Genomic DNA, 23,040 nt, shown 5'->3' on the forward strand with positions numbered 1-23,040 from the left:
CCTCGTGCCGCTCCCAGCTTTGCGGCGCCGGGCAGCACGTCTGTGGAGGATGATGATGAACGCAAAATCGTCGCGCTTTCCGCATTACCTGGCGGCCAGCTTCGTGGCCACGCCGCTGCTCTTCTTCGCCTCCATGCTCGTCATCGGGCCCGCCGTCCCCTTCGGCGTCTACCTCTTCATCGCCTGGTCGACCGCCGCGCTCACCAGCGCACTGAGCTTCGCCGCCGAACCCGAGAGCCTCAACGGCTTCACCAGCGCCGAGCGCCTGGGTGTGCTCGCCGGCAACGCCATGATCGCCTGCCTGGTCGCCACCCTGGGCTTTATCGGCATGGCGCTCAGCCACGGCATCTAAGCCACCCGCTCCTGACAGCCCTTCAGCGGATATCGCTCAGCTGACCGCGCGCGCCAGCCGGTCGTGCACCGCCTCCCAGCCCTCCTGCATCGGCGGGGCTTCCACCCAGATCGCCTCAAGCCCCAGGCGATCCAGGCGATGGAGCGCCTCATAGAGCCCGGCCGCATACCCCGCCGCATCGCGCGGCAGCACCACCGCCACGGCCCCCTCCACACGCAGCGCGCTGTACACCACACACCCCACGCGCGCCTGAGCACCGGCTGCGCGCCGCTCGGCCACCGCCTCCTCCAACGCCTCGCCAGCCATCACCTTCAGCGGCACCCCCGGCGCATAATGCTTTCGCGCAAGCCCCGGCGACATCCGCGGCGCCTCCTCCTCCGGCGCCTCACTCAAGAGCTGCACCTCCCCCACCACCTCCCGCAGCGCCTCCAGGCTCACCATCCCCGGCCGCAGCAGCACGGGCACCTCCCCGACCAGACTCACCACCGTCGACTCGACGCCGACGTCGGTCGCACCGCCATCGATCACCCAGCCCACGCGATCGCCCAGACTTTTGACCACGTGCTCCGCCCGCGTCGGAGAGGTCTGCGTGTAGAGGTTGGCGCTGGGCGCGGCCACCGGCACGCCGGCAACCTCCAGCAGCGCCCGGGCCACCGGATGCGCCGGCACCCTCAACCCGACCGTCCCCAGGCCCGCGCTCACTGTCTCCGGCACCACCTCGGCGCGCTCCACCACCAGCGTCAGGGGCCCCGGCCAGAAGGCCGCCGCCAACGCCTCGGCCGCCTTCGGCCAACGCGACGCAAGCCCCCGCGCCTGCGCCTCATCGGCCACATGCACGATCAGCGGGTTGTTCGCCGGCCGCCCCTTCGCCGCATAGATCTTCGCGATGGCATCCGCATCCAGCGCGTTCGCCCCCAGCCCGTAGACCGTCTCCGTCGGGAACGCCACAAGCTCCCCCCGCCGCAGCGCCTCACCCGCCTCCCTCAAACGCTCACGCTCGGGCGCATCCCGCGACACACGCACAACCTTCACCAAACCCTTCGCATCCTCGCTCACCGCCCGACCTCCTGCCCCACACCCTCATCTGCCAGCGCCCGCGCCCCCAGCGCCTCCAGAGCCACCTGCGGCGCCTCCAGACTCAGCGCATCCCGCGACTGCATCATAAACCCTCGCGAAGGCCCCTCTCGCCGCAACAACGCATCGCCCTTATCGATCACCAGCGCCTGCCGCGCGTGGCACAACATCTCAAAGTCCGTATCCGCATCGCCCACCGCCAGGATCGGCTGCCTCCCGATCATCTGCTCGACCGCCTCCACCTTCCCCTCTCTGAACAGCACCGGCGGCGCAGTGCGCGAGCTCAGCCGCTCCCCCTCCACCTCCACCCGATTGCCGATCACCCGCTCGGCCGGAACCCCCAGAAGCTCCGCAAACACCCGCACCGTCCAGATGTTGGTCGCCGAGACCACCCAGACCTCCACCCCGCCCTGCTCCAACGCCCGCATCAATGCGCGAATCTCCGAGATCACCCGCACCCCTCGCGCGATCCGCACCTCCTCGCCACGCGCCGTCCGCCGCACCTCATCGCGCAGCGGCCGCCCCAGCTCCGCCACGATCGCCTGCGCCGTATATCGCTCCATCTCCCCCGGCGTCAGCCCCACATGCAAACGCACCGCCCACTCATAACACGCCCGCTTCCCCAACCTCTCCAGCCGCCGGCCGTAGAGCGCCCCCATCTCCGCCAGATACGTCGCAAAACGCGGATCGTCCGCCCGCTCCGCCGCCTCAACCCCCAACAACCCCCCACTCAACTCCCGCAGCTCCGCGCGCCCCTCCTCCGGATGCACGAGATCCCAGAACGCCTCCAGATCATAGCGATACCCCATCGCCTCGATCAGATAATGCGAGAACAACTCCCCGATATCCCCCACGATGCACGTGTTATCGAAGTCGAAGACCGCAACCTCCCCCGCCCCACCCTCGATCACCTCCCCCAACCGCCTGGCGATCGGCTCCGAAAAACTCCCCAGAAATCCTCGCCCCACACCACCCTCCTGCATCGCTCCACTCCTCCAAAAGTCCCGTCCTACGCCACCCGGACTCTCCTACACTCTCCCCCCAACGTCCATTCCTTCTTCATCCCCACACATCCACCGCACACCAGAAGATCCGCGCGCAGCGCCACAAAGCAGCGAACCCGAGCGCATTCAGGGCAGCGACAGCCCATCTCCCGCACAATAAAAAACCCGCGCGCATCCAGGGCTTCGATAGCAAGGAGGCTGGGATGAAGGCGTCAAACCCTCCTCCCGCACACCACAAGATCCGAGTGCATCCAGGACGCCTCCCGCCCTCCAAAAGCGACCTCCCGCAAACTATAAGATCCGAACGCATCCAGGGCGGCGTCTGACAAGGAGATTGGGATGAAGCTGTAGCAGCGCTACCGCGAATCCCTATCGACGCCGTCAGCGTCGTCCTGGGGCGTTCGGCATCGTTCGGCGCTTGTCATGGGTAAAAAACTCCGCTACAAGCTCGGTCCGGTTTGCGCGCGCCCGTGTCGATTTCATCGTAGGAAACAGCCCGGCCCGCGCCCCAGACCCAACTTTTTCACTCGCACGCGCGCCGACGGCGCCCGCCCGCGAGAGCCGACGAACCGAAACTTGTTCACCCCGGCCGCCCCCATGCGACGACACGCTCAACGGAAGAGCGCCTCGTGTGCGGCCTGAGCTTAAAGGAGTCACCATGAAGTCCGATATCCATCCCCAGTACAACCCGGTGGTCTTCGTCGATGGCGAGCACGAGATCATCACCCGCTCCACCATGACCTCCAAAGAGACCCGTGAGATCGACGGTGTCGAACACTACGTGGTTCCGGTTGAAATCAGCGCTTACTCCCACCCCTTCTACACCGGTAAGCAGAAGCTGATGGACACCGAAGGTCGCGTCGACCGCTTCCTCAAGCGCTACAACATGTCGCGCGACGAGGCCAACATGGCCGCCAGCGACGAGACCGGCGACGACGCCGAGTCCACCGACGAGGCCTGAGCTTGAAAAGCCCCGGTAAGCCTTCGCTTCTCCGGGGTTTTTTGATCGATGGTACGCCCGCCGGGAGCCTGACCGCAGCATGCAACGCTGGTCAACCCTCGTCGCCGCGCCCATCTTTCATGCCTGGTCCTCGGGATGCGACCTCCCCTCGCTGGCGAGCGCGTCCCTGCGGTCGGATTCTCAGGAATAGACCGACCGCCCCAAAACCTTCTGGAGATATCCAGGCGTCTTGTGTCTGGCCCGGCTGGGGGTCCCGTTTAGGCCCCTCAGCCCGCCACCACACGCCATACGACATCTCTACTCAGACTTGAGACTCCTCCGCTTGGCCTCACAACCACGCGTCGCACATACCCATCACGGGCCTCCGGCGAAGCTGGCCGTGAAACGATCGGGAGAACTGTCCTGTTTGCGGACACCTCTCGCTCGGTTCACCGCGCTCGCCATCCGTTCCCGAGCACGGCTGCTGCCTTTAAGGCTGCGGCCTCTGCGTGCTCTGGGCGGCTTCGGCCCCGACGCGCTCTCCGACGCCGGGCGGTTGTCTCCACGACACAGGAGCACCACCCATGACTTTTGCAGAAGCCGCTATTGAGGTTCTTTTTCGCGCAGGCCGCCCACTTCATTTCAAAAAGATCACCGAAGCCGCCATCAGCGAGAACCTCCTCTCGCACGTCGGTCGCACCCCCGAAGTCACCATGGGCGAGCGACTCAACCAGGAGCTGAAAAAAGAAGACAGCTCGCCGGTGGTCAGCGTACGCCCGGGCGTCTTCGCCCTGCGCGACGAGTACATCAAAAAGCTTGAGAGCGAAGGCCACGAGCGCCTTCCCCTGGGCGCCAAACCGGCCGCCCCGGCCAAAGCCGAAAAGACCAACGGCAAAGCCGCCGAGCCCGCCGCCGAGGCCAAATCCGAAGACGACGAGGGCAAGAGCCGCCGTCGCTCCTCGAGCCGCCGTCGCCGCCGCCGTGGCAGCCGCAACCGCGCCAACGAAGGTCGCGAAGAGAGCCGCGGCGAGAGCCGCTCCTCCTCGGGCCGTCGTAAGTCCTCGTCGAGCCGTCGCAAGTCCTCGTCGAGCCGTCGCAAGTCCTCGTCGAGCCGCCGCAAATCCTCGTCGAGCCGTCGCAAGTCCTCGTCGAGCAAGCGCGGGAAGACCCGCAACGATCGCGGCGGACGCCGCGGCGAACGCAACGATGGCCGCCGCTCCGAGCGCCGCGACACCCGTCGCCCCGCCCGCACCGGCCGTCCCGCTAACCGCCACCTCAAAGAGGGGCCGGTGCGCATGGACACCATCGCCGAAGCCGCGCTGACCGTGCTCAACGACAACAACCGCCGCCCGATGAAGGTCAAAGACCTCGCTGACGCCATCTTTGAGCGCAAGCTGGTCCGCTTCCACACCCACGATCCGGCCGCCACCGTGCAGGCCGCCATCGCCGGCGACAACCAGATCCGTGAGCAGAAGGGCAACCGCCCCCTCTTCATCCAGTACGACCGCGAGCGCTGGGGTCTCACCGAGTGGGGCCTCTCCTCAAGCTCCACCGAGCGCGAGCAGCAGATCCTCACCCTGGCCGAAGAGATCCGTCAGGACGCCGTCAGCCACCTCGGCCAGGCGCTGACCGACATCAAAGCCGAGGCCGTCGAGCACCTCGCGCTCACGCTGATGGAGCGCCTGGGCTACCGCAACATCAAGGTCTCCAAGCGCTCCTCCGAGGGTGATGTCTTCTTCACCTCCGACTGGCGTCAGGGCCTGGCCGACGTGCGCGTCTGCATCCAGGTCGTCGGCGACAGCGCGCTGGAGCTTCCGGCCAGCGCCGTCACCGAGCTTCGAGGCACCCTGCACCACTACTCCGCCTCCGAGGGCGTCATCATTCACCTGGGCAAGATCAGCGCCGACGCCGTCAAAGAGAGCCGCGAAGAGAAACTCGCCGCGATCACCCTCATTGACCGCGACACCTTCGTCGATCTGCTCATCAAGCACGGCATCGGCGTGCGCACCTACCAGACGCCGATCACCATGGTCGACACCTCCTTCATCGAGGCCCTGGCCTCGGCATGAAGCTCATTCGCCCCGGTCTCGTCCCCTACGGTCAGGCGCTGAGCTGGCAGCTTGAGCTGCGCCAGCGCCTGCAGGAGGGGCGAGCCCACGACCCTACCGGTTATCTGCTCTGCCTGGAGCATCCGCCGGTGGTCACGCTCGGCAAGCGTGGCCGGGCCGAAGACCTCTTCGGCCTGGACCAACTCCGAGACCGGGGCACCCAATTCTTCAAAATCGATCGCGGCGGGGAAGCCACCTACCACGGCCCCGGCCAGCTGGTGATCTACCCCATCGTGCGCCTCGACGAGCTGGGCATCGGCGTCGTCGATCTCATCCGCGGAATGGCCGCCTCGCTCTCCAGCGCTCTGGCCGAGTACGACGTCGGCGCCGACTACGACGCCGACCACCCCGGGCTGTGGACCCACACCACCCCGCCCCGCAAGATCGCCAGCGTGGGCATGCGCGTCTCCGGCGGCGTCACCACCCACGGCGCCGCCATCAACCTCATCAACGACCTCATCCCCTTCTCGCTCTTTGTGCCCTGCGGCATGCCCAACGCCCCGGTCACTCGCCTCCTCGATCACCTCGACACCCCCGTGGGCTGCACCGTCGACGACTTCACCGAGCGTTTTCTCACCCACTTCGCGGCCTTTCTCGACCGCGCGTTCGAGCCCCTCGATCTGGCCCCCCCGCCCCCCGAACAAGCCGCGCCCCCGATGCCTCTATAACCCGCTTTTTACTCCCAACCTTCGAGCAGCTCGTCAGGGCGAAGTCCAGCAAGGAGGCAGGGATGAAGCTGTAGCAACGCTACCGCGAATCCCTGACGACGATGCTGGCTTCGTTCTGACGAGCTGCGCAGAGCAACAAAAAAACGCCGCCCCACACAAGGGCGGCGTTTTTTCGTTTTCTGCTGTGTTACACCCAATCCTCAAGCAGCTCGTCAGGGCGAAGTCCAGCAAGGAGCCAGGAGGAAGCTGTAGCAGCGCTACCGCGACGACGCAGCGACACCGCTGGCTTCGTCCTGACGAGCTGCCTCACTCCACGGGGAGGCGTTTAATATTCGCTCCCAGAGCATTGAGCTTCTCATCGATGCGCTCATAGCCCCGGTCGATCTGGCGCACGTTGTAGATGGTGCTCGTCCCCCGGGCGCACATCGCCGCGATCAGCAGCGCCATGCCCGCGCGCACGTCTGGCGACTCGAGCGTCGAGCCGATCAGCTCGCTGCCGCCCACCACCACCACGCGATGCGGGTCACAGAAGACGATCTTGGCGCCCATCGCAATCAGCGAGTCCACAAAGAACATCCGCCCTTCAAACATCTTTTCAAAGAAGAGCACGGTGCCCTTGCTCTGGGTGGCCACCGTGATCGCGATCGACATCAGGTCGGTCGGGAACGCCGGCCAGGGCGCGTCGTCCACCTTGGCCATCGCGTTGTTCATATCGTCGCGAATCACCAGGTCCTGGTCGCCCGGCACAAAGAGGTCTTCGCCGCGCAGCTCGGTCTTCACGCCGAGTTTTTCGAACACCAGGCGAATCATCCGCAGATCGTCGGGCACCACGCCCTCAATCGTCAGCTCACTGCCGGTCACCGCGGCCAGACCCGCCAGCGAACCCACCTCCAGGTAATCCGGACCGATGGTGTGCTCACAGCCCCACATCCCCTTGGTGCCCTTGATGGTGAGGATATTGGTGCCGATGCCTTCAATACGCGCGCCCATCGCCGCGAGCATGCGGCACAGGCCCTGCACGTGAGGCTCGCAGGCGGCGTTGCGGATCACCGTGGTGCCCTGCGCCAGCGCCGCAGCCATGACCGCGTTCTCGGTCGCCGTCACCGAGGCCTCGTCCATAAAGATCTCGGCCCCGCGCAGCTTGTCGGCCTCAAAGGTAAAGCGCCCCTCATTGAAGTCGATCGTCGCCCCCAGCGCGCGCAGCGCCAGAAAGTGCGTGTCCAGTCGACGGCGCCCGATGACGTCACCGCCGGGAGGCGGCAGCTCACAGCGCTGGCTGCGCCCGAGCATGCTGCCCGCAAAGAGAATCGAGGCGCGCACCTTGCGGCACAGCTCCTGATTGAGGTCGGTGCGGTCCACATTCTTATTGACCACCCGGACCACGTTCTCCTCGATCCACTCGTGCTCGCCACCCAGGTCGGCCATCACCTCCAGCATCACCTCCACGTCGCGAATACGCGGGACATTGCGCAGCGTGATCGGCTCGTCGCTCAGCAGCGTCGCCGCCAGACAGGGCAACGCTTCATTTTTGCTGCCTCCCGGGCGAACCTTCCCCGAGAGCTTACGACCACCTTCGATGACGAACTTTTCCATGGATATCTCGACCTTTACAAAACGTCTGCGTGACCTGTGGTGCCTCTCTAAAAGGCGCGCGCAGGTGTACCACGTCGCTCGCCAGGGCCACAACCACCCCGGCGAGGATGCGGGGAGCATCGCTCAACACCGCCAGCCCCGGGAGCTCCTGGCGCTTGTCTTATGAAAGCGTCACACCGAGCGACCTGAACAAACGCTCTCACTCGACCTCGTCGACCAGCCGCCTCGCCCCCACCTCCCGCTCCAGCAACACGCGCCGCACCGACCCCGGCACGCACAGGCGCACCGTGTTGTAGGTGTCCCGGCCCAGCAGGTGCACAAAGTCGCTGCCCTGCTCAATCGGCACCACCCGCCCGTCGCGCTCCACCACCGGGATATGCGCGCTCAGCCGCGGGTGACTCGGATCGTAGGGGCGATAGGGCGTGTCGCGGGCGCGGTCCACAAGCACGGCATAGTCCACCTCCAGCCCCTGCTCGCGGGCCACCTCGGCGGCGCGGTCCAGAATGCGCGCCACCAGCACCGGGTCGCCCGGCGGCAAATCCACCGTCTTATAGAGCTCCCGATTCAAGAGCCCCTCGCTCAGCCGGGCCAGCACCTCATCATCGCCACGCTGCCACACCTTGAGCATCATCCACACATCGGTGTCATCGACCTGCAGGTACTCGCGGGTGCTCAGCGACTCGCCACCGAGCAACCTCAAGAGCGGATGCCGGTCATCGAGCCCTCCCCACCGCTCCCCGGCCGCGTAACGCTCGCCAGCGCGGCGCAGCACCGCCTCCAGCATCTTCTCGGCCGCGCGCACCGTTTTATGCAGATACACCTGCTTGAACATATGAAAACGCGCGATCAAATAGTCCTCGACCGCCTCGCGCGCCCGGTAGCTCACCGCCAGCCTGCGCACCGTCTTCGCGCCGGCCCCCTTGCTCTCGTAGACCTTCAGCGTCGCCAGAATCCGCTCAAAATCATACACGCCAATCTTCACCCCGGTGGCGTGCCCGTCGCGCAGAATGTAGTCCTGCCGGTCCGCGTCGAGCTGGGAGCTCACGATGTCGCGAAACACCTGCCGCCCCGGATCAAACCCCTCCCGCGGCCCGAAATAACGCGCCACATCGCCCGGGAGCGCAGGGTCGACCGCTGCCAGTATCCGAAACACCTCGCCATCCTCATCAAGGATCGCCTCGCGCGTAAACTGCTCGTGGTTTACGCCGGTAACCTTCTCAATCGCGTGGCTAAAAGGCCCATGCCCCACATCGTGCAGAAGCGCCGCCGCAAAGACCTCCTGACGGGTGCGCGTGTCCACCTCCATGGGCAGCGACGCCACCATCCGCCGCGCGATATGCGCCACCCCCATCGAGTGCGCAAAGCGGCTATGCTCCGCCCCCTGATACACCAGCGAGGCCAGCCCCAGCTGGCGCACGCGCCGCAACCTCTGCACCGTGGAGGTGCGCATCAGATCGAAGAGCAGGCTCTCGGCCTCGTCGCTCAAATCCAGGCTGATGATGTCGTGAATCGGGTCGCGAAAGAGCTTCGGTCGCATAGGGGCTCCGCATCGGGCCAACATCCCCGGCGTCTACTGCGCCGGGCCTCTCGGGTCATAGCACCAACAGCGCCTGTTCCACCAACATTCAGCCCGCCCTTCTTCGGGCCCCCTCATCGCGCCCCGGCCCATTCTTTGGTGCGCTCCCGACTCGTCTTATCCACGTCGAGCACAAACTTGATGAGCTCCAGCGCGTACTCGCCAGCGGCCACCGTCACCTCCAGCCCCGCCATCCACCCCGGCGCGTGCCCCTCCCAGCGCTCCACCCCACCAATGCGCCGCACATCCTCGTTATAAGGCGCCATCACATAATCGCCGTGCACCCGAATCGCCACCGATCCAAAACGGTAAAACACAAGCCCCAGCCCCACCGTCCGCGTCGGAATCGGCGAAATCCCCACGCTCCCCGTCGCCCACAACTCCAGGCTCTCTCGCCGCGGCATCAACCCCGGATACCCCATCGACTTCGTCTTAAAGTTGCGAAAACTCCACAGCGGCACATCCAGCCGCAGCGCCCGCAGCTCCACCACCTCCTCGACCGAGACCTGATTCTCCCCATCGCTGACCACAAACTCCCGCTGCTGCCCCTCAAAGGGCATCCCCACCCGTGCGTAACGAAAATCCGCCACCACCCCCAGCTCAACGGCGTTGATGCTTCCCTCGGCCTGCCTGGGCTGCCCCGCCTCCTCAAAACTGCTGCTGATCCGCTGGTGGTACCCACCCACCATGCACCCACTCAACCCCAGGCTCAGCCCCAGAATCAGGGCCATCCTCACCACCTTCGCGCTCGTCTTCATCCTGCCTCGGCCTGCCCTGGGATTTTTCGATGTTTTGCTTAGAGAACCGGTGACCATGGTCGGGGATCTGGAGAAGAGCGCAAGAAAATGCCCCTCTCACCTGACGCTCATGTGCCGCCCACCTTGACACCTCCCGTCACACTCGCTCGAATGATGCAGCAACGATAGCACCCCCGCACCTCCTATGTTTCAGCACATAAAAAATAATAAATGAGCAAAACCGATGAGACATTGCACCATAATCGCCTTTCTGGCGTTAACCATCATCTCCACATCATGCAAACACGAAGCTGCGCTCCCTGAAGAATCTATAAATACACGGTCATCGCAGCCAAACGACGAAGAAAATGAAACCGCCAACTCGAATCACGACGCAATTTATCCAGATGATCCGGGATGCTGCTTCAGCGTCTATTACCTTCGCGCGCTAAGAGAGCACCGCAATCGAATCAACGCGAACAGACCGAGAACCACCTCATGTTCGATGTTCGACGACCAATTAACCTTTCGAAAAATTTACACATCCGGCGGTCAAAACGTTTGTGGCCTGGATGGGGAGGGAAATGCCAAATGTTTTGGCTTTTCAGCCGATGTATTTAACGAATTTGCGTCTAAGACCTATACGAATCTGAGGGTAGGCTACGACTCCATCTGCACTATCGACCCGGAGGGCAAACTTAGCTGTACCGGCGATACAGACAGCTTCGTTTACCGATGGCTTGCGGATGATGGCTATGATCCATTAACTCCGCCCAATGGCCATTATCAAGCGATTGGAACAGGCATTTCAACGATTCGTTGCGCGATCAACTTTGATGGAGCGGTGGACTGTTGGGGAAAATCTCCTGATCTCGTTTCTGGAGATGAACCGGAAGTTCTATTTCAACACATAAGCGTTAGCAGCGATCAGGCCTGCGGCATATCCATCGATAACGAATTGCATTGCTGGGGATCAGAAATCACTGACGAACCTCTGCCGGAAGGATCGTTCAATACCGTAGATTGTTCGGGGCGTTCATGTTGCGCAATTCGTGACGACAGATCACTTATATGCTGGTCAGGAAGTCAACGTGACCATGACCCGGTTAACTTTGAGCCTGTTTACGATGTACCGACAGGTGGATTTTCTCAGGTCTGCACAGGAGTTTATTTTGCCTGCGGACTCGACAACAACGGTGAGGTGACATGCTGGGGCGATGAATTGTACCACCACGGCCAATCAGCCCTTGTCGTTCCACGACCCGCCACGGGCTTCTCAGACATTGCCTGCGGTCTTACCCATGTCTGTGGCTTGGATGGGGATGGCAGAATTATTTGCTGGGGAGAAGACTTTGAGGATGGTCAGGAGTGTCCGGAGAGCATGAAACTTGAGGATCTTGGCGTGAGGCAAGAATAATCGGTTGGCGCGAGGACCTTGAAACTACTGGCACAGTCACCCAAGCGGCGATGACGACCGGGGCCTCCTCCCAGTTTTCGAAACTTCAAATAGCCCACCGATAAACATCGTCAAACCTGCGATACCGAGCCGATTCGCCACACATCACAACGAGCGCAACTAATCCTCATAAATCATTTTCCGCGTCATCCCCCCGTCGATCACAAAATCTTGACCGGTGATGAACTCCGCGCGCGGTCCCGTCAAAAACACCACCAGCTCCGCCACATCTTCAGGCTTACCCACTCGCCCCACCGGGTGCTGGGCATGGTCTTCGGGCCGCAGCTGCGGCCTTTCGCGCTCCGACCGCTTCTTCCACTCAGAAACCTCGGTCCACCCCGGGCTAACGCTGTTCACGCGAATCTCCGGCCCGAGACTCATCGCCATCGCGTGCGTCAGCGCAACAAGACCACCCTTGGAAGCCGCATAAGCCTCCGAATTGGCCTCGGACTGATACGCCCGGGTCGACGCCATATTGACGATTGAACCCGACGTGCGACGCAGGTGAGGCACGGCATGCTTCGCACAGAGGAAAGCGCCTGTGAGGTTTGTATCCAACCAGCGATTCCAATCCTCCAGGCTCAACGACTCGATGGGACCGCTGTGGGGCTGTGCGACACCGGCGTTATTCACCAAAACATCCAGGCGCCCGAAACGCTCGATGGTCTCGGCCATCGCCCCCGCGACGCTCGTCTCATCAGAGACGTCGACCTCCCAGAACGCTATCGTCTTGGGGGAGCCCTGCTCATCAAGCAGCTCCTCGCCAGCTTCCCGGTCACGGTCCACCACACAGACCGTGACGCCCTCTCTGGCCAGCGCTTCACTGATGGCGCGGCCAATCCCCTGAGCGCCGCCCGTGACCCAGGCGACACGCGGATGTCTTTCGTTCATGGAACCTTCCTCGTTTCGGTTGAGATATGTGCTGAACTCGGTGGCCTGACTCTACGAAGCCTAAGCGCTTCCCCGCGCCGCCCCGTCCGGTCCGGCGCTACATGCGCGGCAGTTTCAGCTCCCCAGGCGTCGTCGAAACGGCCCGCAATCCAGCCCGAATCGAGCGCCCCAACCGGCACCTCTTCGAGCAAGGGTTGGGCCAAAATCTCTAAGGACTTGTGCCCCTCGGCAATAGCGAGTCGCTCCGGAAACATCGTGGCGAGCACCAGAGCGGGGTCATCCAACCCCTCGAGCTCGGCCGCCGCATCCTTGAGCTCTCCATCGCGCACTGCGCGAACCGAGCGGCGAAATCCCGGATGGCCGTGCCTTTGATTGCGAGAGGCTTCAATGCTGGACTGAGCAAGTGACGTAACATCAATCATAATGACCCCGGAATTGGCAGTTCTAACATCGGTGGGACGGTGCGAATGAGCTTCATATAAGACAAGCCATGCGACATAGGGAAGTGGCATCCCCCTCAGCGCCGGCTCAAGGGTTATCGTCAGCCATGCGATTCGAAGTTACTCCCTTTCTCGTGGCCCCCCCCACACCGCTGCGACACGGGGGACGTGAGGATGCCGAGTTCGGCGGAGTAGACCGGGCATGAGTTCGCCTTGAGCTAGCAGACGATGTCTGCCAGTCGGCTACAAACACCTTGCGTTTCAGGTCATGGCGGGCCACTTTCACAATCCAACTGTACGTATGAAATAGCAACAACCAGCTTCCTTAGGCTACGCCTTCAGGAGCACTCAATTGAATCGATCAGTAGGGTGTCTCGTCGTCTTTATATCGTTGACGCTATGCAGCTCTCGGATTCGAGGCAACCTACGACGGAGAACTCGGCGATAGGAGGGACGCGGCTCTCGTGAACTCACACCGGCTCACTCAAAATACTGCATCGCTCATGATCAGTTGGTCGGGTGGAATCAAAAACCTCGGCGCGGGCGTCGAACCCCTGGCGGTCACAGGCGACGCCTACGCAGACGTCATCGTGGCCGTCCAACGGTTTTTGTTTGTCACGGGGACCGAATGGGGAGATGTTATCGCGGTCTTGGACCTGGACTTCTCCTCCGAGGCGAACACTACCGCATACGACAACTCTCAGTTCCTACTTAACCTGCTCGAAGTGCCCTGAGGCAAACGACCTTCTGAGCCACATGGATGTGCCGCAAGCGGCTACTGATGGCGCACCAAACCCCGGACAATGATATGAACACGTCACCCATGTACTGCCTGGTATTGATTATCGCCCTTGCGCTCCTTGCAAGTTGCCAGAGCCCCCAGACCGTTCCCGCTGACGAGCTGGACACGGTCCAGAAGACCACGAGCGAGCCTTCAGAGCGCACGCAGGAGACCGAACGCCAGGACGCCCAGCTCCTCGATATTCTAGAAGCCTTCGCTTCCCATGAGATCGACGCCGCGGAGCTCGTCGCACATTCACAGGGCCTCGCCAAAGTGACCGTGGTAGAAGACGCGACCGAAGACGCAAACCCCAATGGCTTGGCCGAGAGCGCGACCATGCTCTGCGGCGACGAAGCGATCGCTGCGGCCGAAGGGTTGAGAGCGACATTGGCTGCTCGGCTTGAAGATGCACGGAAGTCAGCGGCGTTTGCGCCGAGCTGCGATGAATCGCAAAACTACTGTTGGTTTCCATCGCCGCACGAATTTGGAGCGGGACTTCGAGTCGAATTCGCGCAACGTCCCAGGCTCAAAGCCATTCTATTCTACGCCGCAGACGCCACATTGACCCCAGAGTTCATCGACACCGTCGAAACACGAGCATTTGACTTGCGCGACCAGCTCTTTGCCGAAAACGCCTGCCGCACAGGCTCGCAATAGAGCCCACCTCTCAAAACCTCTGCCGCCGCAGTGGCGAGGTTCCCCTCGCGTCGCGCGCGAATCGAGCGGCGAAATCCCGGGTGGCCGCCCACTTGCTTGCGAGATGCTTCAATGCTGGCCTGAGCGAGTGACGTAAAGTCGGTCATGACGGCCCTGAATTTGGCAGTTCTAACATGGGTGGGACGGTGCGAATGAGCTTCATACAAGACAAGCCAGGCGACATAGAAAAGTGGCATCCCCCTCAGCGCCGGCTCAAAGTTCGTCGTCAACAATTCGATTTTAAGGCACGACGTTTCTCGTGCCCCCCCGGCCCCAACCCGTCATGCAGCAAAACGAACGCCCCTAATCCTCATAGATCATCTTCCGCGTCATCCCCCCGTCGATCACAAAATCTTGACCGGTGATGAAACCCGACCCGGGCCCCGTCAAAAACACCACCAGCTCCGCCACATCCTCAGGCTTACCCACTCGCCCCACCGGATGCTGGGCATGGTCTTTGGGCCGCAGCTCCGGCGTCTCGCGCTCGGAGCTCTTCTTCCACTCGGACACCTCAATCCACCCCGGGCTGACACTGTTCACGCGAATCTCCGGCCCCAGACTGATCGCCATCGCGTGCGTCAGCGCCACCAGACCGCCTTTGGAAGCAGCGTAAGCCTCCGAGTTCGCCTCGGACTGATACGCCCGCGTCGACGCCATGTTGACGATCGAACCCGACGTGCGACGCAGGTGCGGCACGGCGTGCTTCGCACAGAGGAAGGCGCCCGTGAGGTTCGTACCCAGCCAACGGTTCCAATCCTCCAGACTCAACGACTCGATAGGACCGCTATGGGGCTGCGCGACGCCGGCGTTATTGACCAAAACATCCAGACGCCCAAAACGCTCGATGGTCTGGTCCATCGCCCCCGCGACGCTCTTTTCATCGGAGACGTCCACCTCCCAGAACGCCATCGTCTCGGGAGAGCCCAGCTCTTCGAGCATCTCCTCCCCGGCCTCGCGGTCCCGGTCGACCACACAGACCCGGACGCCCTCGTCGACCAGGGCTTCACTGATGGCGCGACCAATGCCCTGAGCCCCGCCCGTGACCCAGGCGACACGCGGATGTCTTTCGTTCATGGAATTTTCCTCCTTTCGGTTGAGATATGTGCCGAACTCGATGGCCTGGCTCTGCGAGGTCTACACACTTCCCCGCGCCGCCCCAGAACGCACAGAAAGCCCCGCACCGCCGTACATGCTCCATTTTCGAGAAAAAACAGGCCGGTACCGTCGTACATGACCCTTTTCTGGCCAAAATACGCACCTTCACCGCCGTACATGCCCCATTTCCGAGAAAAAACAGGCCGGTACCGCCGTACATGACCCTTTTCTGGCCAAAATACGCACCTGCACCGCCGTACGTGACCTATTTTTGGCGGAAACTCCCACCCGCACCCTCGTACGCGGCGACGTTTTCATAAGCCTCCCATCCACACCGCCCTACGCGACATCTACTGCGCAAAACCGCTCTGGAGCATCTCGGTGAACTGGCGAGTGCATCCGAGAAACGAACCTCCCCCTTCTTCTCGGGCTTGTGTTCGACCACTGTTGACACCGCGCGCCCCACTCGTTCGAATGCCCCATCTTCCATCCTCCTCGCCACCCCCCCCCCGAAGGTCGTTTATGACTCCCCACCTCCCAGCTCCGCCCCACCACCTCGCCATGCTCCTCGCGCTGCTGCTCAGCACCGCCTGCGCGACGGCACCCGACGCGAACCAGGACGCCGAGGCCGGTGAAACCCCGGGCAAAATTACGCTCAACGAAGACCCCGAGCTTCGCGCCATCGCTCAACGGAGCCTGGAGTTTCATAAACCCGCCCTGCAGGCATGTTTTGACGACTGGCTGGAGACGATCGACAGGGCCGACTACACCAGCGACATGCACTTCCAGTTTCTATTTCACCTGCGGCTCGACTCAGAAAACAACCGGACATCACTTATCTATAAATTGACACATTCCGACGACATACGCCCCGCCCAGGAATGCATCGAGAACTACCTCAAACAACGGTTTATCAACGCACCAGAGGCCACTCCAACCACATACCTTCCCATTGTCGTAGGGCTCACCAGCTTTGGCTCATCAGAGAGCAGAGAAGCGCGTAAAGACTCATGGTTTACGCATCATCCCCCTCGAGAATTATCCAACTCACAAATGGAAGGGACGTTGTCTCAGGCAAATGTCGCACGAGTTCTCCGCACAAAGGAAAACGATTTCCATTCTTGCTTTGAAGAACTATCCAATCAACTTGGCGGCTATCCACCTTACGCCATTACCATCCGCAGCCGCCTCAAAGTTCGTCCCGACGGGAGTATTGAGTCTATCCGTTCGTACTCCAGCCCTACCCATGAGAATGCACTCACAGAGTGTGTCACCCTCACCCTCGCTGACATGGAGCTTCCCAGGCCGGAAGACAACGAATCTACAATGTTTACACTACCCTTCGTGTTCTCCGCGATCCCTCGTGATCAACCTCATAATCAAGCAATATTTCTGACGCTCTCCCCATCTTCATAAACAACCCACTCCAGCGCCTTCAGGTTCAAACATCCCCTTCTAACGTACCCCGCCCGACCACCGCCGCCCTTGACACCACCGCGCCCTCTGGGTCGAATGGCGCGTGAACGCGCCCCGCGCCCTACTCCCCATGTTCCAGCGAGCCATCGAGGCCTCCATGACCACCCACGTTGAATTCTGGCTGAACGACCGCCGCGTCATCACCGACGTCCCCGACGGGATGCTGGTACTCGACTACCTGCGCAAAGACCGCCTGCTCACGGGCACCAAAGAGGGGTGCAAGGAAGGCGACTGCGGGGCCTGCTCCATCCTCATTGGCGAGGTGGTCGACGGGGTGATGCGCTACCAGCCGGTCACGAGCTGTCTGACGCCGGTCGGCGAGATGCATGGGAAGCACGTGGTGTCGATCGAGGGGTTGAACCTGCCGAATAAGCTCAACCCGGTGCAGCAGGCGATGGTCGATCGGGTGGGCTCCCAATGCGGGTTCTGCACCCCGGGCTTCATCGTCTCGATGTGCTGGTACATGATGGCCGCCCGCGAGACGCCGACCCTGGAGGGTTTTCAGCGCGCGTTCAGCGGCAACCTCTGCCGGTGCACGGGTTATGCGGCCATCAACCGCGCGAGCCTCGATCTCGTCGAGCAGTTCGGGCCGGGCGGCCAGTGGGCGTCGATCTGGCAGGCCGACGACCGCCTGGGCGCGCTGATGGAAGCGGGGCTTCTGCCCGGCTATTTTGCCGAGATGCCAAAACGCCTGGAGGCCATTGGCGAGATGGAGGAGGTGCCCCGCGACGACGCCGACGTCATCGACTTCTTCGTGGCCGGCGGCACGGACCTTTATGTGCAGAAGGGCGAGTTGCTGCCGCGGGCGCAGGTCAAGATTCTGAACCGGCATCCGGAGATGAAGGGGATTCGTAAAGAGGGTGACACGCTGCATATCGGCGCGCTCACCACTTTTGAGGAGTTCGGCGCGTCGGAAGATGTGTTGGCGTTCATCCCGGAGATTCAGGACTACCTGCACCTGATCGCCTCCTTGCCCCTGCGCAACCGGGCGACCATCGCCGGCAACATCATCAACGCGTCGCCCATTGGCGACATGACGGCGATCATGCTCGCGCTCGACACCACGCTTGTCTTCGCCCGCGGTGAGACGACCCGCGAGGTGGAACTCAAGCGTTTTTATAAGGGCTACAAGACCTTCGATAAGCATCCGGCGGAGGTGATGACCGAGATGGTCCTGAAGGTGCCGGCCGCGGGCACCGGCGTCTATTTTGAAAAAGTCTCCAAGCGCCGCTGCCTGGACATCGCCACGGTCAACAGCGCCGCAAAACTGCGCATCTCCGACGAGGGTGTGGTGGAGGAGGCCAGCCTCACGCTGGGCGGCGTGGCCGCAACCCCGCTCTGGTTGGAGAAGACTGGCGAATTCTTGAACGGTGAAGTGCTCAGCGAGACGCTCTGGCGCGAGGCGTTGCGCATCGCCCACACCGAGATGTCTCCCATCTCCGATGTGCGCGGAAGCGCCGAGTACAAACGCCTGCTCGCCACGCAGCTTCTGACGGCCCACGTGGTCAAGGCCGCGCCCGAGCGCGTGAGCCTCGACGCCATGCTGGCCATCTGACGCGGGCTTTCTGGCCTTTCATACCTCAAATTTTGATCCTCTCAGGATCGTTGAAGCATCAAAACGCGCTCCCGGAGCCGACACCATGACCGAAAAACACCTCGACGCCGAGCTTCATACCCGCGGGACTTCCCTCTACGTCGACGACGTGGCGCCGCCGGCCGGCATGCTGCACGCCGCCATCTACGGCTCACCGGTGGCCCACGGTCGCGTCAAAGCGCTGCGCCTGGACGAGGCGCGCAACGCCCCGGGCGTGGTGGCGATTTACACTGGCGAGGACGTGCCGGGTGAGAATCAGATCGGCCCGGTGCTCCCGGACGAGCCTCTGCTCGCGACCGACCTGGTCGAGTACCACGGCCACCCCATGGCGATGGTCGTCGCGGAGACCCCGGAAGATGCGCGCCACGCGCTCACGCTGATCGAGGTCGACATCGAGCCGCTCGACGTCATCACCTGCCCGCGCGTCGCCCACGAGGCCGGCCACATCCTGGGCACCCCGCGCACCTTCGCGATGGGCGACACCACCGCGGCTTTTGCCGACTGCGACATCGTGGTGGAGGGCCGCAGCGACGTCGGCGGCCAGGAGCACCTCTACCTTGAGACGCAGCGCGCCCGCGCCGTGCCCACCGAGGGCGACCGCATCCGCGTGTACTCGTCGACGCAGAGCCCCTACGCGGTGCAGAAAGCCTGCGCGCGCATCCTGGGGCTTCCCACCCATCGCGTGGAAGTCGACGTGATCCGCCTCGGCGGAGGCTTTGGCGGCAAAGAAGATCAGGCCACCTCCTGGGCCTGCCTGGCTGCCCTGGCCTGCCAGATCACCGGTCGCCCCACCCAGCTTGTGCTCCATCGCCTCGACGATCTGCGCATGACCGGCAAGCGCCACCCCTACAGCGCCGACTACAAGATCGGGCTGAGCAAGGAGGGCAAGATTCTGGCCTTTGAGGTCAAGCATTTCCAGAACGCCGGCGCCAAGACCGACCTCTCGCTGGCGGTGCTCGAACGCACGCTCTTTCACTCCACCAACAGCTACTTCATCCCCAACGTGCGGGCGTACGCGGCGAGCTGCCGTACGAATTTGCCGCCGAACACGGCGTTCCGGGGGTTCGGGGGGCCGCAGGGCATGTTTGTGATCGAGAGCGCCATCGCCCACGCCGCCGAGGTAATGGGCGTCGACCGCTCGGAGATCCAGAAGAAGAACCTCATTCAAGAAGGTCAGAGCTTCCCTTACGGCCAGCAAGCCGAGCGCGCCCGCGCGCGGCGCACCTGGGAGGAGGCTGAAACAAACTTCGAGATCGGCTCCTGGCAGAAGGAGATCGCCGACTACAACGCCAAAAACGCCGCCACCAAAAAGGGTCTGGCGGCGATGCCGATCTGCTTTGGTATCTCGTTCACGGCGACCTTCCTCAACCAGGCCTCCGCGCTGATGCACGTCTACACCGACGGCAGCGTCAGCCTCTCCACCGGCGGGGTGGAGATGGGCCAGGGCTTGAGCTCCAAACTTGTTCGCATTGCCGCCCAGGCGCTACGAATCAGCCCGCACCGCATCAAGGTGGAGACGACCAACACCACCCGCATCGCCAACATGTCTCCCAGCGCCGCCAGCGCCACCACCGACCTCAATGGCAGCGCCACCATCCTTGCGGCCGAGGAGCTTCGCAGGCGATTCCGTGAGCTGCTGGCGCGCGAGCTCGGCGTGCAGGATGCCGAGAACATCACCTTTGAAGACGAGAAGGTCTTCTACTGCGACGAGCCCACCGACTGGACCTGGGAGAAGCTCGTCGCTCACGCCTACCTCTCGCGCGTCTCGCTCTCGGCGCACGCCTTCTTCGCCACGCCGAATGTCTGGTTCGACAAGCAAAAAGAGACCGGCCGCCCCTTCGCCTACCACGTCTTCGGCACAGCCTGGACCGAGGTGACCGTCGACATGCTGCGCGGCACTTACACCGTCGACCGGGTGCGCCTGGTGCACGACCTTGGCCGCACGCTCAACGAAAACGTCGACCTGGGGCAGATCGAAGGCGGACTGGCCCAGGGCATCGGCTGGATGACCCTCGAAGAGTTGGCCTTTGCCGAAGATGGTCGCCTCACCTCCCACGCCCTCTCCACCTACAAGGCTCCCGACGGCGACGCGCTGCCCGACGAGATTGACGTGCGACTTCTCGAAGACGCCGACAACCCGGTGGGCCCCTTTGGCTCGAAGGCTGTGGGTGAGCCGCCGCTGATGTACGGCATCGGCACCTTCTTTGCGCTGCGCGCCGCGCTGCGCGCGGCGGCTCCCGAGGCCGAGCTGGCGTTTAACGCCCCGATGACCCCGGAGAAGGTCATGATGCAGCTGCACCACAACCGGCTGCGTACCCTCTGGGAGACGCCCCCCACCTCCACCGCCGCCCCCGCCGCTGCGGGGGAATGATTTCAATGATAGAAGACAGCTCTTAAACGTTGGACCTATGAGGACCATGTGTGCTTGACCTAAACCTGTGGCGATACGTTCTGGGCGCGTTGGAGGCCGGCCAGCCCGTGCACCTGACGCACGTCGCCTGGCATAGCCGGCATTCGCCGGGAACCACCGGCGCGAGTCTGGCGGTGGCCGCCGACGGAGCGAGCGCGGGCACCATCGGGGGCGGCATCATGGAGGCCGAGCTGATCCAGCGGGCGAAGGCGTTGCTTGATGATTGGACGCCGCAGCGGGGTGCGGGGCTGGAGGTGCGGGAGCTTGAGCATCGTCGCAAAGCGACGCGTGGGGAGCGCTCCGGGCTTTTTTGCGCCGGCCAGCAGACCAATATCTCGTACATTATGGCGCCGGATCAGGCATCGATGGTGCGGCGGATTCTGGAACTTCTGCAGTCCGATGAGCCCGGGTGGATTGAGGTCAGCCCGCAGGGACTTCGCCTCGATGAGACGGCCCCACCGGAGCTCCCCCCGATTCGTTTTGAGCGCGCGTCCCACGACGCCGACGATGTCGTGCTGCGCGCGCAGCTCTTAAACTGGAAACGCGTCGCCATCATCGGCGGTGGCCACTGCGGGCTGGCGCTCTCACGGGTGATGGCGCAGCTGGGTTACGCGGTCACCGTCTTCGATACGCGCGAGGACGTCTTCACCCTGCAGCAGAACCGATGGGCGACGCACACCGTGGTGGTCGACGACTACGCCGAGGCCGGCCGGCTGATCCGCCAGCCGGCGTGGACGCATGTGGTGGTGATGAGCGCGGATGTCGACTCCGACATCCGCGGGCTTATCGGCGTTTTGCGTCTCGAAGGTCCCCAAAAACCCTTCCCCTACATCGGCGTGATGGGCGCGCCGGCCAAACTCGCGAGAATCCGCAGCGCGCTCAAAGAGGCCGGCGTCAGCGAGGACGCCATCGCCCGGCTCTACGCGCCCATCGGCCTGCCGATGACCAGCAACACCCCCGAGGAGATCGCGATCAGCGTCGCCGCCGAGATCCTGCAGGAGCGCGAGCGCCTCTTTCCCTTCACCGCCGCGCCCTCCCCTTAATCTTAATAAAGAGCGCCGGCGCCTGCTCAGCGCGTAAAGAGCGAGCCCGCCTGCGAGGCGATCGCCGCGCAATCCACCGTGCTCTCCACCGACACCATCTCAAAAAAACTCGCGTCGGGGTCGGAGTTCGGCTCGGACTGGGGCTGAAGGGTCACCAGGATCTCATTAGAGGCCCCCAGGACCGATTGTTCATCGCTCCACGTCACACGACCCTCCACCCGGCCGTCGTCGGTCTGGGAGCCCACCAGCGCGTTGGAGGAGCGCTGCACCAGGTAGATATCCCCGCTGAGGAAGCCCTCCACCGAGACCGTGATCCCGGGGTTGCCGTCGCCATCCTGGTCGTAGACGCGCGGATCTTCGGCATCCTCGGGGAGCGGGTCGTTGCGCAAATCATCAAAATTCTGCGCGCCGCGTACCTCGTACATCGTCGGCAGCACGAGGTTTCCGTCGACAAAGGTGCCCCCGCGCTCGGTGATAGGCAGCGAGTTCACCAGCGCGTCGGGGATCACCGGCGCCACGCCGGCGGCTTCGCCCTCAATGCTGACGTCGCAGGTCTCGGTGAACACGGTGAGGTTCTGGCCGTCGCTCGAAATATCCATGCGCAAGATCGAGACGGTGTCGCTCTGCGACTCGCCAACCACCGGCACCTCGGCCACGCCGGAGGTCACCATTTTGGCCGCCCAGATCCCGTTGATGTCCACCTCCACCGGCTCGTCGTTGACGTCGGGCTCCACCGTCACGTCAGGCTCATCAGCCACGTCGGGCGCGTCGGCGTCGGGCTCATCTCCGGCCTCGACGTCGCCCGCGTCGCCGGCGTCGCTCTCCAGGCCGGCGTCGGCGTCGATGTTGTCGTCGCCGCGCGGCGACTCCTCTTCGCCACAGGCCATCATCGAGGCGCTCAGCGCCACCACCAGCATCCAACAGCTTACTCGTCTCGTCATCGTGCTGCTCCTTCTACTGCGTCGTGCGGCCTCGCCCACAAAGGCAAGCTCGCGTCTCTCGTCGCTTCGTTTCGCATCAATCTCAGGGGGTTCGTGATCGTCTTACGTCGTCAGCACCGGGAAGACCAGCCTCATTACCCCGATCCATGATCCGGCGAAGCCCGG

20 protein-coding genes are annotated in these 23,040 nt (G+C 63.2%); 11 read left to right on the forward strand and 9 right to left on the reverse strand.

Going from position 1 to position 23,040, the window contains the following annotated elements:
- Positions 1–55 precede the first annotated feature (55 nt).
- Complete coding sequence (locus FRC96_RS15335; protein WP_146975691.1) at positions 56–352, forward strand: hypothetical protein; 297 nt, start codon at positions 56–58, stop codon at positions 350–352.
- Positions 353–388: 36 nt separating this feature from the next.
- On the opposite strand, the gene FRC96_RS15340 is transcribed toward FRC96_RS15335, so the two are convergent.
- Both FRC96_RS15340 and FRC96_RS15345 read right to left on the reverse strand, forming a co-directional pair.
- Positions 389–1,408, reverse strand: a complete 1,020-nt coding sequence (locus tag FRC96_RS15340) for an L-threonylcarbamoyladenylate synthase (RefSeq protein WP_230470305.1) — start codon at positions 1,406–1,408, stop codon at positions 389–391.
- On the reverse strand, positions 1,405–2,409 hold the full coding sequence (locus FRC96_RS15345; RefSeq protein ID WP_230470306.1) for an HAD family hydrolase: 1,005 nt from the start codon (positions 2,407–2,409) through the stop codon (positions 1,405–1,407). The genes FRC96_RS15340 and FRC96_RS15345 overlap by 4 nt, the downstream gene beginning before the upstream one ends.
- A gap of 679 nt (positions 2,410–3,088) precedes the next feature.
- Here FRC96_RS15345 and FRC96_RS15350 point away from each other — a divergent pair.
- The 3 genes from FRC96_RS15350 (at position 3,089) to lipB (ending at position 6,146) form a co-directional block, all read left to right on the forward strand.
- Positions 3,089–3,391: a type B 50S ribosomal protein L31 gene (locus FRC96_RS15350; RefSeq protein ID WP_146975692.1), complete on the forward strand. Its 303-nt coding sequence runs from the start codon at positions 3,089–3,091 to the stop codon at positions 3,389–3,391.
- 563 nt (positions 3,392–3,954) lie between these two features.
- Positions 3,955–5,439, forward strand: coding sequence for an HTH domain-containing protein (locus FRC96_RS15355; RefSeq protein WP_146975694.1), 1,485 nt, complete (start codon positions 3,955–3,957; stop codon positions 5,437–5,439).
- Positions 5,436–6,146, forward strand: coding sequence for a lipoyl(octanoyl) transferase LipB (lipB, locus tag FRC96_RS15360; RefSeq protein ID WP_146975696.1), 711 nt, complete (start codon positions 5,436–5,438; stop codon positions 6,144–6,146). Before FRC96_RS15355 ends, lipB begins: the two co-directional genes overlap by 4 nt.
- A gap of 306 nt (positions 6,147–6,452) precedes the next feature.
- On the opposite strand, the gene murA is transcribed toward lipB, so the two are convergent.
- Positions 6,453–7,745 carry a UDP-N-acetylglucosamine 1-carboxyvinyltransferase gene (gene murA, locus FRC96_RS15365; protein ID WP_146975763.1) on the reverse strand — a complete coding sequence of 431 codons (1,293 nt, stop codon included), beginning with the start codon at positions 7,743–7,745 and terminating at the stop codon, positions 6,453–6,455.
- Between murA and FRC96_RS22270 the strand changes: the two genes are divergently transcribed.
- Positions 7,738–7,905: a hypothetical protein gene (locus FRC96_RS22270; RefSeq protein ID WP_230470308.1), complete on the forward strand. Its 168-nt coding sequence runs from the start codon at positions 7,738–7,740 to the stop codon at positions 7,903–7,905. The genes murA and FRC96_RS22270 overlap by 8 nt on opposite strands.
- Positions 7,906–7,938: 33 nt before the next feature.
- Here FRC96_RS22270 and FRC96_RS15370 read toward each other — a convergent pair whose 3' ends face one another.
- Together FRC96_RS15370 and FRC96_RS15375 are read right to left on the reverse strand one after the other, a co-directional pair.
- The gene (locus FRC96_RS15370; RefSeq protein WP_230470309.1) at positions 7,939–9,276 is read right to left on the reverse strand and encodes an HD domain-containing protein; all 1,338 of its coding nucleotides are present in this window, start codon (positions 9,274–9,276) and stop codon (positions 7,939–7,941) included.
- A gap of 113 nt (positions 9,277–9,389) precedes the next feature.
- Positions 9,390–10,073: a hypothetical protein gene (locus FRC96_RS15375; protein WP_146975700.1), complete on the reverse strand. Its 684-nt coding sequence runs from the start codon at positions 10,071–10,073 to the stop codon at positions 9,390–9,392.
- A 223-nt stretch (positions 10,074–10,296) separates the two neighbouring features.
- Between FRC96_RS15375 and FRC96_RS15380 the strand changes: the two genes are divergently transcribed.
- On the forward strand, positions 10,297–11,469 hold the full coding sequence (locus FRC96_RS15380; RefSeq protein ID WP_146975701.1) for an RCC1 domain-containing protein: 1,173 nt from the start codon (positions 10,297–10,299) through the stop codon (positions 11,467–11,469).
- A gap of 159 nt (positions 11,470–11,628) precedes the next feature.
- On the opposite strand, the gene FRC96_RS15385 is transcribed toward FRC96_RS15380, so the two are convergent.
- Together FRC96_RS15385 and FRC96_RS15390 are read right to left on the reverse strand one after the other, a co-directional pair.
- Positions 11,629–12,399: an SDR family oxidoreductase gene (locus tag FRC96_RS15385; protein WP_146975703.1), complete on the reverse strand. Its 771-nt coding sequence runs from the start codon at positions 12,397–12,399 to the stop codon at positions 11,629–11,631.
- On the reverse strand, positions 12,396–12,911 hold the full coding sequence (locus FRC96_RS15390; RefSeq protein WP_146975705.1) for a hypothetical protein: 516 nt from the start codon (positions 12,909–12,911) through the stop codon (positions 12,396–12,398). The genes FRC96_RS15385 and FRC96_RS15390 overlap by 4 nt, the downstream gene beginning before the upstream one ends.
- A gap of 736 nt (positions 12,912–13,647) precedes the next feature.
- Here FRC96_RS15390 and FRC96_RS15395 point away from each other — a divergent pair.
- The gene (locus FRC96_RS15395; RefSeq protein ID WP_146975707.1) at positions 13,648–14,277 is read left to right on the forward strand and encodes a hypothetical protein; all 630 of its coding nucleotides are present in this window, start codon (positions 13,648–13,650) and stop codon (positions 14,275–14,277) included.
- Between the two features lie 342 nt (positions 14,278–14,619).
- Here the strand turns inward: FRC96_RS15395 and FRC96_RS15400 are convergent, their stop codons facing one another.
- Positions 14,620–15,390 (reverse strand): glucose 1-dehydrogenase, encoded by a 771-nt coding sequence (locus FRC96_RS15400; RefSeq protein WP_146975709.1) that lies wholly within the window; start codon positions 15,388–15,390, stop codon positions 14,620–14,622.
- A 543-nt stretch (positions 15,391–15,933) separates the two neighbouring features.
- Here FRC96_RS15400 and FRC96_RS15405 point away from each other — a divergent pair.
- From FRC96_RS15405 to FRC96_RS15420, 4 genes are all read left to right on the forward strand, one after another.
- On the forward strand, positions 15,934–16,827 hold the full coding sequence (locus FRC96_RS15405) for a hypothetical protein (RefSeq protein WP_146975711.1): 894 nt from the start codon (positions 15,934–15,936) through the stop codon (positions 16,825–16,827).
- Between the two features lie 157 nt (positions 16,828–16,984).
- On the forward strand, positions 16,985–18,442 hold the full coding sequence (locus FRC96_RS15410; protein ID WP_230470310.1) for an FAD binding domain-containing protein: 1,458 nt from the start codon (positions 16,985–16,987) through the stop codon (positions 18,440–18,442).
- Between the two features lie 85 nt (positions 18,443–18,527).
- Complete coding sequence (locus FRC96_RS15415) at positions 18,528–20,852, forward strand: xanthine dehydrogenase molybdopterin binding subunit (RefSeq protein WP_146975714.1); 2,325 nt, start codon at positions 18,528–18,530, stop codon at positions 20,850–20,852.
- Between the two features lie 50 nt (positions 20,853–20,902).
- Complete coding sequence (locus tag FRC96_RS15420; protein ID WP_146975716.1) at positions 20,903–21,934, forward strand: XdhC family protein; 1,032 nt, start codon at positions 20,903–20,905, stop codon at positions 21,932–21,934.
- 26 nt (positions 21,935–21,960) lie between these two features.
- Here the strand turns inward: FRC96_RS15420 and FRC96_RS15425 are convergent, their stop codons facing one another.
- Positions 21,961–22,875, reverse strand: coding sequence for a hypothetical protein (locus tag FRC96_RS15425; protein WP_146975718.1), 915 nt, complete (start codon positions 22,873–22,875; stop codon positions 21,961–21,963).
- Between the last annotated feature and the right edge of the window lie 165 nt (positions 22,876–23,040).

Source organism: Lujinxingia vulgaris (genome assembly GCF_007997005.1).
Classification (GTDB): Bacteria; Myxococcota_A; Bradymonadia; order Bradymonadales; family Bradymonadaceae; genus Lujinxingia.

What these genes read in the sequence shown, in the direction of transcription:
- FRC96_RS15390 (WP_146975705.1), bottom strand. Translation starts at nt 12,911, where the DNA reads ATGCCACTTCCCTATGTCGCATGGCTTGTCTTATATGAAGCTCATTCG.
- FRC96_RS15350 (WP_146975692.1), top strand. Translation starts at nt 3,089, where the DNA reads ATGAAGTCCGATATCCATCCCCAGTACAACCCGGTGGTCTTCGTCGAT.
- FRC96_RS15345 (WP_230470306.1), bottom strand. Translation starts at nt 2,409, where the DNA reads ATGCAGGAGGGTGGTGTGGGGCGAGGATTTCTGGGGAGTTTTTCGGAG.
- FRC96_RS15405 (WP_146975711.1), top strand. Translation starts at nt 15,934, where the DNA reads ATGACTCCCCACCTCCCAGCTCCGCCCCACCACCTCGCCATGCTCCTC.
- FRC96_RS15355 (WP_146975694.1), top strand. Translation starts at nt 3,955, where the DNA reads ATGACTTTTGCAGAAGCCGCTATTGAGGTTCTTTTTCGCGCAGGCCGC.
- FRC96_RS15410 (WP_230470310.1), top strand. Translation starts at nt 16,985, where the DNA reads ATGACCACCCACGTTGAATTCTGGCTGAACGACCGCCGCGTCATCACC.
- FRC96_RS15425 (WP_146975718.1), bottom strand. Translation starts at nt 22,875, where the DNA reads ATGACGAGACGAGTAAGCTGTTGGATGCTGGTGGTGGCGCTGAGCGCC.
- FRC96_RS15385 (WP_146975703.1), bottom strand. Translation starts at nt 12,399, where the DNA reads ATGAACGAAAGACATCCGCGTGTCGCCTGGGTCACGGGCGGCGCTCAG.
- lipB (WP_146975696.1), top strand. Translation starts at nt 5,436, where the DNA reads ATGAAGCTCATTCGCCCCGGTCTCGTCCCCTACGGTCAGGCGCTGAGC.
- FRC96_RS15400 (WP_146975709.1), bottom strand. Translation starts at nt 15,390, where the DNA reads ATGAACGAAAGACATCCGCGTGTCGCCTGGGTCACGGGCGGGGCTCAG.
- FRC96_RS15375 (WP_146975700.1), bottom strand. Translation starts at nt 10,073, where the DNA reads ATGAAGACGAGCGCGAAGGTGGTGAGGATGGCCCTGATTCTGGGGCTG.
- FRC96_RS15370 (WP_230470309.1), bottom strand. Translation starts at nt 9,276, where the DNA reads ATGCGACCGAAGCTCTTTCGCGACCCGATTCACGACATCATCAGCCTG.
- FRC96_RS15415 (WP_146975714.1), top strand. Translation starts at nt 18,528, where the DNA reads ATGACCGAAAAACACCTCGACGCCGAGCTTCATACCCGCGGGACTTCC.
- FRC96_RS15335 (WP_146975691.1), top strand. Translation starts at nt 56, where the DNA reads ATGAACGCAAAATCGTCGCGCTTTCCGCATTACCTGGCGGCCAGCTTC.
- FRC96_RS15395 (WP_146975707.1), top strand. Translation starts at nt 13,648, where the DNA reads ATGAACACGTCACCCATGTACTGCCTGGTATTGATTATCGCCCTTGCG.
- FRC96_RS22270 (WP_230470308.1), top strand. Translation starts at nt 7,738, where the DNA reads ATGGATATCTCGACCTTTACAAAACGTCTGCGTGACCTGTGGTGCCTC.
- FRC96_RS15380 (WP_146975701.1), top strand. Translation starts at nt 10,297, where the DNA reads ATGAGACATTGCACCATAATCGCCTTTCTGGCGTTAACCATCATCTCC.